The sequence below is a fragment of the Streptomyces tagetis genome, assembly GCF_018069565.1.
In the GTDB taxonomy this organism is placed as follows: Bacteria; Actinomycetota; Actinomycetes; order Streptomycetales; family Streptomycetaceae; genus Streptomyces; species Streptomyces tagetis.
The window spans coordinates 318,145-332,974 of the sequence record NZ_JAGPNL010000007.1; the positions used below are offsets into that span (position 1 = coordinate 318,145).

At 73.0% G+C, this 14,830-nt stretch carries 14 protein-coding genes; 4 read left to right on the top strand and 10 right to left on the bottom strand.

What is annotated here, in order from left to right:
* Positions 1-261: 261 nt before the first annotated feature.
* Complete coding sequence (locus tag J5Y05_RS24030) at positions 262-1,482, bottom strand: acetyl-CoA C-acetyltransferase (RefSeq protein WP_210875140.1); 1,221 nt, start codon at positions 1,480-1,482, stop codon at positions 262-264.
* A 407-nt stretch (positions 1,483-1,889) separates the two neighbouring features.
* Positions 1,890-2,915 carry an SGNH/GDSL hydrolase family protein gene (locus tag J5Y05_RS24035; protein WP_210875141.1) on the bottom strand — a complete coding sequence of 342 codons (1,026 nt, stop codon included), beginning with the start codon at positions 2,913-2,915 and terminating at the stop codon, positions 1,890-1,892.
* 166 nt (positions 2,916-3,081) lie between these two features.
* On the opposite strand from J5Y05_RS24035, the gene J5Y05_RS24040 reads away from it, so the two are divergent.
* The gene (locus tag J5Y05_RS24040; protein WP_210875142.1) at positions 3,082-4,470 is read left to right on the top strand and encodes a cystathionine beta-synthase; all 1,389 of its coding nucleotides are present in this window, start codon (positions 3,082-3,084) and stop codon (positions 4,468-4,470) included.
* 390 nt (positions 4,471-4,860) lie between these two features.
* Here J5Y05_RS24040 and J5Y05_RS24045 read toward each other — a convergent pair whose 3' ends face one another.
* The gene (locus J5Y05_RS24045; protein ID WP_210875217.1) at positions 4,861-5,295 is read right to left on the bottom strand and encodes a hypothetical protein; all 435 of its coding nucleotides are present in this window, start codon (positions 5,293-5,295) and stop codon (positions 4,861-4,863) included.
* A 146-nt stretch (positions 5,296-5,441) separates the two neighbouring features.
* Between J5Y05_RS24045 and J5Y05_RS24050 the strand changes: the two genes are divergently transcribed.
* The gene (locus J5Y05_RS24050; protein ID WP_210875143.1) at positions 5,442-6,671 is read left to right on the top strand and encodes an NAD(P)/FAD-dependent oxidoreductase; all 1,230 of its coding nucleotides are present in this window, start codon (positions 5,442-5,444) and stop codon (positions 6,669-6,671) included.
* 54 nt (positions 6,672-6,725) lie between these two features.
* Here J5Y05_RS24050 and J5Y05_RS24055 read toward each other — a convergent pair whose 3' ends face one another.
* The 7 genes from J5Y05_RS24055 to J5Y05_RS24085 all read right to left on the bottom strand — a co-directional run bounded on the left by J5Y05_RS24055 (position 6,726) and on the right by J5Y05_RS24085 (position 12,787).
* Positions 6,726-7,745, bottom strand: a complete 1,020-nt coding sequence (locus J5Y05_RS24055; protein ID WP_210875144.1) for an ornithine cyclodeaminase family protein — start codon at positions 7,743-7,745, stop codon at positions 6,726-6,728.
* Complete coding sequence (locus J5Y05_RS24060) at positions 7,739-8,380, bottom strand: hypothetical protein (protein ID WP_210875145.1); 642 nt, start codon at positions 8,378-8,380, stop codon at positions 7,739-7,741. Before J5Y05_RS24060 ends, J5Y05_RS24055 begins: the two co-directional genes overlap by 7 nt.
* A 165-nt stretch (positions 8,381-8,545) precedes the next feature.
* Positions 8,546-9,511 (bottom strand): branched-chain amino acid transaminase, encoded by a 966-nt coding sequence (locus J5Y05_RS24065; protein ID WP_210875146.1) that lies wholly within the window; start codon positions 9,509-9,511, stop codon positions 8,546-8,548.
* Positions 9,508-10,926: a phenylacetate--CoA ligase family protein gene (locus J5Y05_RS24070; RefSeq protein ID WP_210875147.1), complete on the bottom strand. Its 1,419-nt coding sequence runs from the start codon at positions 10,924-10,926 to the stop codon at positions 9,508-9,510. The genes J5Y05_RS24065 and J5Y05_RS24070 overlap by 4 nt, the downstream gene beginning before the upstream one ends.
* A gap of 100 nt (positions 10,927-11,026) precedes the next feature.
* Positions 11,027-11,449: a DUF2000 domain-containing protein gene (locus J5Y05_RS24075; protein ID WP_210875148.1), complete on the bottom strand. Its 423-nt coding sequence runs from the start codon at positions 11,447-11,449 to the stop codon at positions 11,027-11,029.
* Positions 11,446-12,435: a DMT family transporter gene (locus J5Y05_RS24080; RefSeq protein WP_210875149.1), complete on the bottom strand. Its 990-nt coding sequence runs from the start codon at positions 12,433-12,435 to the stop codon at positions 11,446-11,448. Before J5Y05_RS24080 ends, J5Y05_RS24075 begins: the two co-directional genes overlap by 4 nt.
* A 55-nt stretch (positions 12,436-12,490) precedes the next feature.
* Entirely contained in the window at positions 12,491-12,787 is a 297-nt protein-coding gene (locus J5Y05_RS24085; RefSeq protein ID WP_307854066.1) for a Dabb family protein, read from the bottom strand.
* A gap of 403 nt (positions 12,788-13,190) precedes the next feature.
* Here J5Y05_RS24085 and J5Y05_RS24090 point away from each other — a divergent pair, with 403 nt between their 5' ends.
* Both J5Y05_RS24090 and J5Y05_RS24095 read left to right on the top strand, forming a co-directional pair.
* Complete coding sequence (locus J5Y05_RS24090) at positions 13,191-14,036, top strand: MurR/RpiR family transcriptional regulator (RefSeq protein ID WP_210875151.1); 846 nt, start codon at positions 13,191-13,193, stop codon at positions 14,034-14,036.
* 120 nt (positions 14,037-14,156) lie between these two features.
* Entirely contained in the window at positions 14,157-14,753 is a 597-nt protein-coding gene (locus J5Y05_RS24095) for a hypothetical protein (protein WP_210875152.1), read from the top strand.
* The last annotated feature ends 77 nt before the right edge of the window (positions 14,754-14,830 follow it).

Below are 14,830 nucleotides of genomic sequence, written 5' to 3' on the forward strand. Positions count from 1 at the left end.
GTCGACCCCCGACTTCCTACATCAGCTTGAAGGGCGGACTAACCTTCTGTCAGTGCGTAACGTCACGAAACGGACAGGACTTTGGGCCCGGAAGGTAGGGGCTCAACGGCTCTGACCTGCGATGATGGTTCCGAGAGGGAGATAGGTCACATCCTGGGGGAGATTGGGTCACGGAACGGCCCGGAACCTCGCCGGCGGCGGGATTCCGGGCCGTTCGTCACCCTGGGTGCCGCGACCGGCACCCAGGGTCCCGTGCTCGGGTCAGCTCAGGCGCTCGATGACCATCGCCATGCCCTGGCCGCCGCCGACGCACATGGTCTCCAGGCCGAACTGCTTGTCGTGCCACTGGAGGGAGTTGATGAGCGTGCCGGTGATGCGGGCGCCGGTCATGCCGAAGGGGTGGCCGACGGCGATGGCGCCGCCGTTGACGTTCAGCTTCTCCAGCGGGATGCCCAGCTCCCGGTAGGACGGGATGACCTGGGCGGCGAACGCCTCGTTGATCTCCACCAGGTCGATGTCGTCCATGGTCAGCCCGGCCCGCCGCAGCGCCTGCCGGGACGCCTCCACCGGGCCGAGGCCCATGACCTCGGGGGAGAGGGCGGAGACACCCGTGGAGACGATGCGGGCGAGCGGGGTCAGGCCCAGTTCGCGGGCCTTGGTGTCGCTCATGACGACGAGGGCGGCGGCGCCGTCGTTGAGCGGGCAGCAGTTGCCGGCGGTGACCAGGCCGTCGGGGCGGAAGACGGGCTTGAGTCCGGCCACGCCCTCCAGGGTGACGCCGGCGCGGGGGCCGTCGTCCTTGGCGACGACCGTGCCGTCGGGCAGGGTCACCGGGGTGATCTCGCGCTCCCAGAAGCCGTTCTTGATGGCCTCCTCGGCGAGGTTCTGCGAGCGGACGCCGAACTCGTCCATCTCCTGCCGGGTGACGCCCTTCCAGCGGGCCAGGTTCTCGGCGGTCTGGCCCATCGCGATGTAGGGGTCGGGCAGCAGGCCGTCCTCGCGCGGGTCGTGCCAGGTGGTGCCCTCCTGTGCCTGGACGGCGGCGGTACGGGCCTCGGCCTCGGCGAACAGCGGGTTGCGGGTGTCCGGCAGGCTGTCCGAGTTGCCCTTGGCGAACCGGGAGACGGTCTCGACACCGGCCGAGACGAAGACGTCGCCCTCGCCGGCCTTGATGGCGTGCAGCGCCATGCGGGAGGTCTGGAGGGAGGAGGAGCAGTACCGGGTGATGGTGCAGCCGGGCAGGTGGTCCATGCCCATCTGCACGGCGACGATCCGGCCCAGGTTGTTGCCCTGCTCGCCGCCGGGGAGGCCGCAGCCGAGCATGAGGTCGTCGATGTCCCCCGGGTCCAGCTCGGGGACCTTGGCGAGGGCGGCCTGGATGATCGTGGCGGCCAGGTCGTCGGGGCGCAGGTCCTTCAGGGAGCCCTTGAACGCGCGGCCGATGGGGGAGCGGGTGGCAGAGACGATCACGGCTTCAGGCATCGCGGGCTCCTGTGGCGTACGGACGGGGAACGGGCGGACGGTTGGGAAGTTACCCGGAGGTATGGGCGGGGTCACGGGGGTGGGGGTGTGACTTCGGACGCAGCTTTCTAAGCGCTTGCTTTTGTTTGTGGGGTGGGTGAGGGGCGGGCCGGGGGCCCGGGGGCTGGGGGCCTGGGGGTTGAGGTGGGCCGGGGGTCGGGTGCGGTGGGGGCATGTGTGCGGGTGGGCCGGGGTGGGCGCGGGTGGGCGGGCTGACCCGGCGCCGGCCGGGTGCCGCCGCGCCCACCCGTGCCGCCCCAGCGGCACGACTGCCCGCGACGGCGGCTGGTGGCCGGCGGCCCGCGACGGTGGCTGGTGGCCCGCGGCGGTGGCCGGCGGCCCGCACCGGCGGGCGGGGTCGGCCGGGGTCAGGTTGGTTGGGTGGATGAGGTCGGTTCCGATTCGGGGACGCGGCGGCGGCGTCGGCGTTTGAGGAGGGCCCATGGGCCCCGGGGGCCGGCCGGCATCGCCGCCGCGACCTCCGTACCCGCCTCCGAGGCGGCCTCCGCCGCCGCACGGGCCACCGGCAGGAAGCCCTCGCGGCGGGCGGCGTCCGGCCGCTCCTCGTCGGCCGGCCACAGCCCGAGCGCCGCGCAGACCGAGGGGAGCACCGCCATCGCGGCCGTGGCGTACCCCTCGGCGGAGGGGTGGTAGTTGTCCGGGCCGAACAGCTCGCGCGGGTTCTGCGCGAACTCGGGGCCGAGCAGATCGCCCAGCGACACCGTACGACCGCCCTGCTCCACCGCGCCGATGGTCTGTGCCGCCGCCAGTTGCCGCGAGGCCCGCCGGGCCAGCCAGCGCAGCGGCTGCGGCACCGGCTCGATGGTGCCCAGGTCGGGGCAGGTGCCGACGACCACCTCCGCCCCGGCCGTCCGCAGCCGCCGTACCGCCGACGACAGGTGCCTGACCGACCGCGTGGCCGGCATGCGGTGGGTCACGTCGTTGGCCCCGATCATGATCACGCAGATGTCCGGCACCCGCCCCGGGTCCGCCAGCACCTCGCTCACCTGCCGGTCCAGGTCGTCCGAACAGGCCCCCGGCGCCGCCGCCGAGAACAGCTCCACCGGCCGCTCGGCCACCGCGGCGAGCCCCGAGGCCAGCAGCGCGCCCGGCGTCTGGCCGACCCGGTGCACGCCCTGCCCGGCGGCCGTGGAGTCGCCGAGCATCACCATCCGCAGGGGCAGCCCTCCGGGCGCCGGCAGCGCACCGCCGTACAGCCCCTGCGCGTTCGGCACCCGGTCGGGCGTGCCGATGCCCACCCGGCGCCGCGCGAGCTGCACCTCCGCCAGCAGCAGACCGATCGTGGCCGCACCGGCCAGCCCGATCCCGCCGCCGCCGTAGGCCGCGCCTGCCGCGATCCGCCGGGCCACCCTCGCCCTCGACATGCTGGTCATGCCTGGCCGCCACCTCCTAGAAGCCGTACATCCACTGCTTGCCCCGTACGGACCGTCGCCCAATCTCGACGGGGGGTGAACGGTGCCCCGGGACACCCCCGGGGCGACAGGCCATAGGGTGGCGGAACCACTACGACCACACCTTTTGCAGCATCCGGAGACAACGGTGCAATTCCACGACTCGATGATCAGCCTCGTCGGCAACACTCCGCTGGTACGGCTCAACAGCGTCACCAAGGGCATCAAGGCCACCGTCCTGGCCAAGGTGGAGTACTTCAACCCCGGCGGCTCGGTCAAGGACCGCATCGCCCTGCGCATGATCGAGGCGGCCGAGAAGAGCGGCGAGCTGAAGCCGGGCGGCACCATCGTCGAGCCGACCAGCGGCAACACGGGCGTGGGCCTGGCGATCGTGGCCCAGCAGAAGGGCTACAAGTGCGTCTTCGTCTGCCCGGACAAGGTGTCCACGGACAAGATCAACGTACTGCGCGCCTACGGTGCCGAGGTGGTCGTCTGCCCCACCGCGGTCGACCCCGACCACCCGGACTCGTACTACAACGTCTCCGACCGGCTGATGCGCGAGACGCCGGGCGCCTGGAAGCCTGACCAGTACTCCAACCCGAACAACCCGCTCTCCCACTACCACTCCACCGGCCCCGAGCTGTGGGAGCAGACCGAGGGGAAGATCACCCACTTCGTGGCGGGCGTCGGCACCGGCGGCACCATCTCCGGCACCGGCCGCTACCTGAAGGACGCCAGCGAGGGCCGGGTCCGCGTGATCGGCGCCGACCCCGAGGGCTCCGTCTACTCCGGCGGCTCCGGCCGGCCGTACCTGGTCGAGGGCGTCGGCGAGGACTTCTGGCCGACGGCGTACGACCGTGACGTCGCCGACGAGATCGTCCCCGTCTCCGACAAGGACTCCTTCCAGATGACGCGGCGCCTCGCCAAGGAGGAGGGCCTGCTGGTGGGCGGCTCCTGCGGCATGGCCGTCGTCGCGGCGCTGCGCGTGGCCGAGCGGCTAGGCGAGGACGACGTGGTGGTCGTCCTGCTGCCGGACAGCGGGCGCGGCTACCTCAGCAAGATCTTCAATGACGAGTGGATGGCCGACTACGGCTTCCTCGACGACACCGGCCCCAGCGCCCGCGTCGCCGACGTCCTCGACCACAAGGAGGGCGGCCACATCCCCTCCCTGGTCCACATGCACCCCGAGGAGACCGTCGGCCAGGCCATCGAGGTACTGCGCGAGTACGGCGTCTCGCAGATGCCGATCGTCAAGCCGGGCGCCGGTCACCCGGACGTGATGGCCGCCGAGGTGGTCGGCTCGGTCGTGGAGCGGGAGCTGCTGGACGCCCTGTTCACCCAGCGCGCCTCGCTGGACGACCCGCTGGAGAAGCACATGTCGGCCCCGCTGCCGCAGGTCGGCTCCGGCGAACCGGTCGAGGACCTGATGTCGGTGCTCGGCGGCGCGGACGCGGCGATCGTCCTCGTGGAGGGCAAGCCGACCGGCGTGGTCAGCCGCCAGGACCTGCTGGCCTTCCTCGCCAAGGGCGGCAAGTAGCGGCGGCCCCGGGCAAGGGACGGACGCCGACGCCCCCGACGGTGATCCTCGCGGACTTCGCGGAAGCGGTACGCGCGCGTCACGTGCCCGCAGCACGGGCTTAACACGCCTCCGGCACAGTGGGACACGTCGGCGAGCGGGGCGCCTCTCGGGTCTGGAACGGGAGGAGCGCCCCGCCCGGCCGGCACCGAACGGCGTCGGGGACCTTCCGGAGCGGCTCCCGGACCTCCAAGGACGCCACGGACGCGGGGCCCCGGTCGCTCGGGCCGGGGCGCCGCGTCCCGCGCGGGGACCGCCGTCGTCCCGACCCCCGGGCGACCGGGGGTACGCCGGTCCCCGCGCGCCTCTTCCTCCCGGGACCTGAGGCCGGTCACCCGCCGGGGCCCGCGGTCAGTCCTTCCAGCGGTCCTCGCCGCGGTCGTCCCGGCGGCCCTCGCGGCGGTGGAACAGCTCGGGCGTGCTCCGCGCGGCCTGGATCAGGTTGACGCCGACGATGCCGGCCCACACCACCAGGAGCCCCGGCAGCTTGGCGACCCCGCCGCCGATCGCGGAGAGCGGCATGGCGAGGACCAGCGACACGATGGCGAAGCCGAAGCGCTCGCCCCAGGAGTCCGCGGGCCGCGGCGACCTCGCTCCCCGCACCGCCGTCACCTGCTGCTCGGCGAGCTGCCGGCGCACCCGGCGGTCCACCGCGATGTCGATGCGCTGGTCGACCTTCTCCAGGAACGAGTCGACCAGGGCGGAGTCGTACTCCTCGCCCAGTTCCCTGCGGGCCCGCAGAGTGGCGTCGAGGTCCTTCTTCAGATCGGCGTCCCGCGCGTCCATTCCCGTCATGCCCCCACGCTAGACACCCGCCCGCCCCGGAACACTGGTGCTAACCCCCGTCTCCACCGGGGGACTCCAGGGGTCGCGGCGTGCGGCCTGGGTAAAGGACCGGAGTCGGTGGACGTGGAGCGGAGAGGGCGGACACGATGACCAGGGGACGACGGCCGGACGACCGGACGCTGATCGTGGGCGCCGGTGTGGTGGGCGCCTCGGTCGCCCACCACCTCACCCGCCTGGGCTGCGAGGACGTGGTGGTGCTCGACTCCCGTACCCGTACGGAACTGCCCGGGTCGACCGGCCTCGCCCCCGGTTTCGTCGGCCGGCTCAGCACCAGCCCGGAGCTGACCGCCCTGGCCCGGGACAGCGTCCGCACCTACCGCGCCCTCTCCGGGGACGGCCCCGGGTGGGCCTTCCGGCAGGTCGGCTGCCTGGAGGTCGCGACCACCGAGGCCCGGCTGGAACGGGCCCACCGCGACGCCGAGCACGGCCGGCGCCTCGGCGTCGAGGCGCGGGTGATCGGCCCCGGCGAGACCGCCGCCCTGGCCCCCGCACTCGTCGACCCCGGCATCGTCCACGGCGCCCTGCACATCCCCGGCGACGGCGCCGCCGACCCCGCCCTGCTCACCCGCCTGCTGCTGGACGACGCGGAGCGGGCCGGCGCCCGGCTCCGCTTCGAGACACCGGTCGTGGCCCTGGAGAGGGAGGGCGGCCGGGTGACCGGCGTGCGCACGGGGCCGGGAGGCGAGGTGATCGGCGCGGGGCGGGTCGTGCTGGCCACGGGCATCTGGGGGCCCGTCCTCGCCGCGGACGCCGGTGTCCGGCTGCCGATGGTGGCGGTGCAGCACCCGTACCTCTACACCGCCGACGTCCCGGGACTGGACGACACGGTCATCGACGCGCCGATCGTGCGCTATCCCGAGCACGCCGTCTACACCCGCCGGCACGGCCGCCGCTACGGCCTGGGCAGCTACGCGCACGCCCCGCTGCCCCTGACCCCCTCCGCCGGCCTCACCTCGGCCGAACTCCCCTTCCGGGAAGAGGACTTCGGCGCCGCCCTCAGCCGGGCCACCTCCCTGGTGCCCGCCTTCCGCACGGCACCCCCCGGCCGCCGGCTCAACGGCGCCTTCGCCCTGACCCCCGACGAACTGCCGCTCGTCGGTCCCGCTCCGGGCGTGCCGGGCCTGTGGTTCGCGGAGGCGTCCTGGGTCACCCACGCCGGTGGCGTCGGCCGCCACCTCGCGCACCTGCTGCTGGACACCGGCGACCCCCTCGTCGACCCGGCACGGCTCGCCCCCGATCGTTTCGCCTCCTGGCCCGACCACCACGTCCACACCACCGCCCTCACCCACTACCAGGGCATCTACGAAACCCACTGAACCCCTTTCGGGGCGGCCGGCCGCCGCGCGAGGGCGTGATGACCGGCCGTCACCTCATGCCCGCCACCACGCGGACGCGGGGTCCGCCCCGGCCCGCACGGCCCGCAGCTTCGCGACGAGGACGGCCGCCACGACGTCCTGGACGGCCAGCCCCAGTGACAGGTAGACCATCCGCTCGCGCTCGCCGCGCCGCCCGGGAACCCGTCCGTCCAGCACGGCACCGATCTCCCCCCGCGCGTGGTCCCGCCCGATGAGCCCTTCCCGGAGCGGGACCAGCAGTTCGGATGCCTCCCGCTCCGCCGCCTCGGCACTGTCCAGGACCACCGTGGACCGGGCCACCAGAGCGGAGGACAGCTCCCGGGCGCCGGGCCGGCAGGCTCCCACGGCGCACACCAGGGCCCCGGGAGCCACGTCCGCGTCGTGGAGCACCGGCTCCCGGGCGGACGTGGTGGTGCAGATCAGCCCCGCCTCTCGGGTGGCCTCGGCGAGCGTGGCGCACACGTCGGTCTCGAAGCCGTGCTCGGTGCGGACCCACTCCGCCAGGCCCGCCGCGCCGTCCGGGCCGCGGTTCCAGATCCTGACCCGCCGGATCGGCCGTACCGCCGCCATGGCCGTCACATGCGCCCGTGCCTGCGCACCGGCCCCGGCGACCGCCAGCGTGGTGGGCCCCGGCAGCGCGAGCGCCTCGGCGGCGACCGCGGACGCGGCGGCCGTGCGCAGCTCGGTGACGGTGCCGGCCGGGAGCACCGCGACGGGCACCCCCGTGTCCGGGGCGAAGACCGTCACCGTCCCGACGTGGGTGGGCAGCCCCTTCGCCGGGTTGTCGGCCCGGACCACGACGGATTTGACGCCGAACCAGTGCCGCCCCTCGAAGGGCACGTGGGCGGGCATCGACCCGAACAGCCCCGGCTCCCCGCCCTCGCGCGAGGGCGGTCGCAGCACCGTGCGCAACGGCTGCGTCACCTCGCCGGCGGAGAAGGCCCGCATGGCCTGCCGCATCGCCGCGACCGCGGTGGCGGGCGGGAACAGATCCCGGACCTCGTCGTCGTCCAGGAAGACCGCCCCGCTCACCACGCCGTGCTCCGGGTGCTCACTCCGGGACGGGGCGGCACGGGGCGGTCCTCGTCGAGGAGGTCCGCCCGGGTGAACGCCGACCACACCATCCGGATCGGCCGGGTACGGGAGAGGAACTCCAGCCCGTGCAGACGGGCCGCCGGCGCCGTGGTCAGGGCCAGCGGAGCGTCCCCCCTGGCCACGGCCTGGGCCGCCGCGCTCGTCGACGAGGCGAACACCACCTCGGTGAGGTCGAACCGCTCCGGCAGGAGTTCGTCCACGAGGGCGCGGGGCGCGGGGTGGGTGATCACCGCGGCCTTCGGGCCGAGGCCGGCACCGGGGCGGGCGGCGATGCCGTAGTGAGGGGTGTCCTTCACGAACACCGCGGCCAGGCGCAGCGCCGGGTCCATGTAGAAGCGGTCGACGCGGGCGTAGGCGTTGGCGGCCACCACCAGTTCGCAGTCGCCGCGGCCGAGGCGGTCGGCGGCCTCTTCGTACTGGTCGCACAGCTCGATCAGGACGCTTTCGTGGCCGCGCCGCACCAGGTTTCCCTGGAGCACACGGCACGCCTGCTCACTGCTGGTCCCGGCCGGGCCCAGGGAGGAGATCCGCAGGGGTTTGGTCATGGGGAGCCGGGAGAGAGCGACATCGGTCATCTCCCGGCCGTCGGGCACGTCGAAGCGGTACCGGTTGATCACAATTCCCCCAGAGAGGCGAAGAGAAGGCAGGAAGGGACCCGGAGGGTCGGGAGGCGAGCCGGGGCCCGGCCGGCGGGTGGGACGGCATGGACCGTCCGCACACCCGCCGGGACGGCGCCGCGCTCAGCCCCGGGCGGCCGTCCGGACCGGGAAGCCCACGGGTGTGTTCCAGTGCCGGTGGACCGGATCGGCCCCGCGCGCGGCGCGTTGGTACGCCTCGCGCACCAGGGTGGTGACGGGGCCCGGTGTTCCGTCGCCGACCGGGCGCCCGTCGATCTCCGTCACCGGCACGATCTGGCAGCCGGTGCCGGTCAGGAACACCTCGTCGGCCAGGTGGAGTTCGGAGCGCTGGACGGTGCGTTCGACGACGGTGAGCTCCGCCTGGTCGGCCAGCAGCCGGATCACCGCGGCACGGGTGAGACCGGGGAGGATGTCGGAGTCGGGCCCTGGTGTGGAGACGGAGCCGGAGCCGACCACGAAGACGTTCGCGGTGCTCGCCTCGGCGACCGTTCCACGCTGGTTGAGCATGATGGCGTCGTCGTATCCGGCGGCGGTGGCCTCTTCCACGGCCAGCGCGTTGTTGGCGTAGGCGCCGGTGATCTTCCCCCGGGCCGGGAGGGAGGCGTCGGGGACGCGACGCCAGGAGCTGACGCCGCAGCGGATGCCCCCGGCCTTGCCGTAATCGCCCATCGGCAGGGTGACGATCGACACCGCCGTCGACACGCCGCTCAGCCTGACGCCGAAGGGGGTGCCGGGCTCCAGCGCCTGCTTGTAGACCACGGGCCTGACGTAGACGTCGCCGAGGAGCCGGTTGCGCAGGATCAGCTCGCGGGTCACCTCGACCAACTCGGCGGGACCGAAGGGCAGATCGAGGCGGAGCAGGCGGCACGAGGCGTGCAGGCGTTCGTAGTGCTCCCTCGCCTTGAAGAGGAGCGAGTCGCCGCCCTCCGCGGCGGCGTAGGCGCGGATGCCCTCGAACACGCCCGTGCCGTAGTGCAGGCCCTGAGTGCCGACGCCCAGCCGTATGTCGCCGGCCCGGACGAACTCTCCCTGGTGGAAGGCCCACCGCTCGTGCGGGGCGGCGCTCACCGGCCCCGCCTCCCGCCGGCCATGGCCAGCGCCACCTTCCGCTCTTCGTCCGGCGCCCGGCGCCGGTCGTGCACCCGGGCGGCCTTCCAGCTCACCAGAGCGCCGGTGGTCGTGATCCCGCCGAGCTGCCGGTAGCCGATCTCCACGGGGCAGCCCCAGGCTTCGTGGGCCGCGCCCGCCAGGTCGTCGACGGCGGCGGGGGGCAGCGGGGCGCCGTCGCGGGTCTCGACCTCCACGGTGAGCGTGTCCGTGCCGTCGGCCCGGTCGATGACGAGCTGGTAGTCCATGGCTCCGGCGAGCCGGGACAGGATGAGCGACTCCAGCTCGTAGGCCGTGACCCGGCGGCCGTTGAGGTCGATGAGATCGCGGACGCGCCCCAGCGGCAGCAGGACGTCGGACGGGTAGCCGGCGGCCGGGGCCGCGGGGTACAGCCGCACCAGATCGCCCGTACGGTAGCGGACCAGCGGCTTGCTGCCCTGGTAGAGGTGGGTGACGACCAGCTCGCCCTGACGGAAGCCGTCCCGTGGGGCGGCGGGCCGGCCGGTCCCGGGGTCGATCAGCTCGTAGTAGACGTTGAGCGGCAGGGTGCGCAGCCGCCCGTCGCCGTGGGTGGCGCCGAGGACGGACGCCTCCTGCGAGGCGTAGAGGCAGTTGTAGGCGGTGGCGCCCCACATCTCCCCGATGTTCCGCAGCAGGCCGGGGGTGGCGAGTTCGCCGGTGAACATGAAGAAGCGGATGCCGAGGCCGGCGGGCTCCAGCCCGGCGCGCACCGCTTCCTTCGCCAGGGACATGGCGACGTTGGGGGTGCAGAAGACGCCCGTCACGGAGACTTCCCGGATGACCTCCAGCGCGCGTCGGAAGCCGACGACGGGCGAGTGCGGCCACATCTTGGCGTGGGCGTGGCCGAGGTTGCGGCACACGTCGCCGAAGGTGTCCCCGGTGGAGTGCAGTTCGTTGGGCCCCATCACGCCGATGACGTGGCGGTCGCCGTGGGCGCGGAAGACGTGGTCGTAACAGACGGACAGCGCCGTGTTGTTGACGAGGGAGTCGACGTGGTCCCGGGGGCAGGGGGTGGAGCGGCCGGTGGTGCCGGTCGTCTCGTAGAAGACCCAGCCCTCGTGGACGGGCTTGGAGAGCATGTCCAACAGCCGTTCGCGCAGGTCGTCCTTGGTGGTGAAGGGCAGCTCGGCGAAGGAGTCGAACGTGAGTCCCGCGATCGCGGACTCGTCGAGGTGGCCGAGGAGTTCGCCGTAGAAGGGCGAGTTCCCGGTCACATGGCGGAGGGTCTCGCGCAGCGCGGTCAGTTGGTGCGCTTCGAGTTCCTCCCGTGGCCATCCGGCCGCGTCGAAGCGGCGGTGATCGGCGAGGGTGCGACGCGCGAAGGCGTCAAGTCGGTCGTCGAATATAGTGAACATGGTCCCAGCCTCTGCGTTTTGTCGACGGGCTACGGGGCTTGGGTGCCTGCGGGTTAGGAGCCGCAGGCACCCGCTGTGTGTGCGGGTGGGTTACGGCCGGTCAGCGCAGCAGCGCCAGGCTGCCGGTCCACTTGTTGAGCTGCTTGCGGGGCCCGAAGAGGCCGATCGAGGAGTAGGCGAGGTCGGCCGGTGCCGTGCCGGACATCCGCTCCATGTACTCCTCGTAGGTGCGGCACGACTGCGCCAGGTCGCTGAAGCCGACCACGACCACCTCCGGATCGGAGACGGCCAGCCGGTGGATCTGGGCGATCCGCTCGGCGGACGACGTGAGGACCGGTACCGGGATGAGCGTGATGCCGAGGTGGACGCCCCCGTCGGCGTCTTTCACGTCCGGGCCGATCAGTTCGGGGACGCTGCGGCCGAGGGTCAACGACACCACGGAGGCCGCGTTCACGGTCAGTCCCGTCGGCAGGTCGCCGTTGACGACGATCACACACTTGCTGTTCTTGATGTCCTGGTTCATTTCTTTTCCAGCTCGGATTCTTTCCGCGGGGCCTCTCCCGCGCGGTCGTGGATGTCCGGGGCGGCACGTCCCGCCGGGCGGGGCCGGACCCCGGAGCCGAGGACCACACCGGTGATGACGATGAGGCAGCCCACCCCCTCGGTGACACCGACGGACTCGCCGGTGACCACGACGGCGGACAGGAGCCCGAAGACCGGGACGAGGTTGAGCACGTTCACGGCGGTGCTCGACGGGACGTCACGCAGACCGAAGTTGTAGAGGACGAACGCGGCGATGGAGCACATCCCCGCCAGGAAGGCGAGCATGCCGAGGTCGGCGGCCGAGGGCCGGTGCCACTCGCGGTATTCGAGCGGACAGAGCAGGACGAAGCCGAGCGCGCCCGCCACCGTCTGGTAGTAGGTGCTGGTGAGAGGGGAGTACCCGGGGCTGGTGCGGCGGGCGACGATGTTGTACGCGGCCCAGGCGATGCCGGCGGCCAGCAGGATGACGTCTCCCAGCACGCGGTGTCCGCCCCCCGAACTCGCGCTCTGCCGGACGATCAGCCACACCCCGGCCACGGCCAGCGTCATGCCCAGGATGCGGGGGAGCGAGGGCAGAACGCGGTGCAGGACCGCTTCCAGGATCACCGTGATGATCGGGAACGCGGCCACGATGATGGCCGCGTCGGTGGCGGTCGCCAGGTCGACGCCGATGTTCTCCAGACCGAAGTACGCGGTGATGCCCAGCAGACCGGCCCCGCCCATGGCCAGCGCCGGCCGGCGCCCCACCGGCTTCCAGCCCTTCTGCATCCGCACCAGCAACGCGAGAATCAGGGCGGCGGCGGCGAACCGAATGGCGCCGATGGTCATGGGTGGCACATTGTCGAGCACGACCTTCGTCACGGCGAAGGAAGTGCTCCATATCAATGCGGCGGCGACGATCGCCAGTAATGCCGTCCATGGCGGACTGGTATCGGAAGGGGGCGATAAATTCACGCCTTCGTTCATACGCGCTCCTGTCCGCCGCACGGAGTATTCCGGCCGAGCCGGCGTGAATGGTCGGTCACGTGTCGGATTTCAGGAGCACTTCGAAGTCCACTACGGACCAGTCGGCGATGGCTCGCCACAGTTCGACTCCCCGCACATGGTCGGGGTGGGTCAGGTAACGGTCGACCGCCTGCCGGTCGGTGAAGTCGCCGACCAGGGCGAAGTCATGCGCGATCGGGCGCCCCGAGACGTTCCTGCCGCACTGCCAGTGCACGATTTCCGGAATGTGCCGGGGATGCTGCCGTGTCACGGATTCCGCTTCGGCCGCTCTGGGGTCAGACCAGTCGAGTCCGTCTTTGAATTTGAACAGCACGACATGACGGATACCCATATGGAGGCCCCCCGGCGTCCGGTGCGATTGTGCGGAATCAACGGGTCGTCAGCTTAGGCATATGCACTTTGGCACGGGCAACTCTTGTCCAGGATGCGAGATCGGGAGAGGGGGTCGCGGATGGCTCAAATGTGCACCCGCTCTCGGTTTGCATAACCGGCGAAGAGAATATTTTCGGTGTCTTTCCGATGCTCTTCGGCCAGTTGTGCCGCCCTCCGCGGGGACCTGGCACGCCCGGTCCGACGGGTTCCGGCCGCCGGGGTTCGAGGGGATACGGCGCGGTGCCGGGGGCCGTGGGGACCGTGACCGTGCCCGGAGGCGTGGCTCGCTGTATAACGGTATGCAGGAAACGGGGAACGTGAATAGGGGCGAGGGGGAGCAGGGGATGAGCGGGAGCGACAGCCCGGCCGCGCGGCTGCAGACGCTCTTCGAAGGGCACCGGCTCACGCCGACCCAGCGGCGCATCGCGCACAGCATGGTGCGCCGCGCCGCCGAGGTGCCCTTCCTCTCCAGCGTCGAGCTGGCCGAACTCGCCGGGGTCAGCCAGCCCTCCGTCACCCGCTTCGCCGTCGCCCTCGGCTTCGACGGCTACCCCGCGCTCCGCCGCCACCTGCGCGAGGTGGTGCCCTCGGCCGAACCGGCCCCGCGGGCCGCCGGGCACAACGAGTACCAGCAGGCCGTCGTCGCCGAAATCGAGAACCTGCGGCACCTCGCCGAGGCGCTCGCCGACCCCGCCCCCGTTCGGGAGGCCGGGCGCACCCTCGCCGCCGGCCGCCCCCTGGTGGTGCTCGGGCTGCGGGCCGCCGCCGCCCAGGCGCACGGCTTCGCCTACTTCGCGGCCAAGGTCCACCCCGACGTGCGGCTCCTCAACGAGGGCGGCACCATGCTCCACGACCGCATCGACGCCGCCGTCCGGGCCGGCGCGAGCGCCCTGCTCTGTTTCGCCCTGCCCCGGCACCCCCGTGAGGTCCTCGACGCCCTCGCCCACGCGCGGGAGGCGGGGCTCACCGTCGTCACCGTCGCCGACTCGGCCTTCGCGCCCGTCGCCAAGGTGTCCGACCTGCTGCTGCCCGCCGCCGTCGGCACCGGGCTCGCCTTCGACACGGCCTGCGCGCCGATGCTGCTCGGCCGGGTGCTGCTGGAGGCGATGTGCGACGACCTCCCGGACGCCCAGGCCCGGCTGGAGGAGTTCGACGCGCGGGCCGCCGCCCGGGGGCTGTTCGTGGAGTGACGGGCGAGGGGTTCCGCCGGGCGCGGTTCTCTCAGACGCGTCTCACCTTCTCCCGCTACCGTGCCTACGCTGACAGACCCTTCGGACGTTCGCTTCGCACAACCGGAACAGGAGGCCGACGTGGCGCGCGCAGGACAGGGTGGAGGACGGGGACTGGCCCGGGTCGCCGTCGTCGTACGGGCGGGGGCGGCACCGCTGTGGTGGCTGGGCCTGCTCGCGGCGGGCATCGGGGCGCTGGTGCCGGGGCTGACCGGACGCCGTATCGGCGTCCTGGCGGGCGCCGCGCTGTTCGTGATCGCGGTGCCCGTCGTGGCGACGGTACAGCGCGGGCGGTACGCGGCGCTGGCCGGCTCGGCCACCCGCGCGGGCCGGCACGACGTGCTCCAGGACCGCGCGGTGAGCCTGCGCAACTGGCGCCGGGGTCACCGATGGTGGCTGCTGCTCGCCTTCCTCGCCGCCGTGGGCGCCTCCTTCGCCGTCCCCGCCGCCGCAGGGCTGCTGATGGCCGGCTGCGGGCTCGGCCTGTGGCTCAAGTCCGCCTGGATCGGGCGCCGCGAGGAGGCGGGCGGGGCCCTGCTGTGGGTGCGCGTCGACTGGCTCGCCCGCAACGGCGGCCGTCCGGCCGGCCCCGCGGTCCGCGCCTACAGCAGCACCGGCATCGCCGCCGGCGACGCCGCCCCGGGAGGCGCCCGCCGCAAGGCGGCGAGCCTGGCCTGAGCGGACGGGGGCGTTCGCGCCGCCCCGGCCCGGCTCCGTGAGCGCGGGGCCCCGGTGGACTCGGTGAGGCCGGGGCG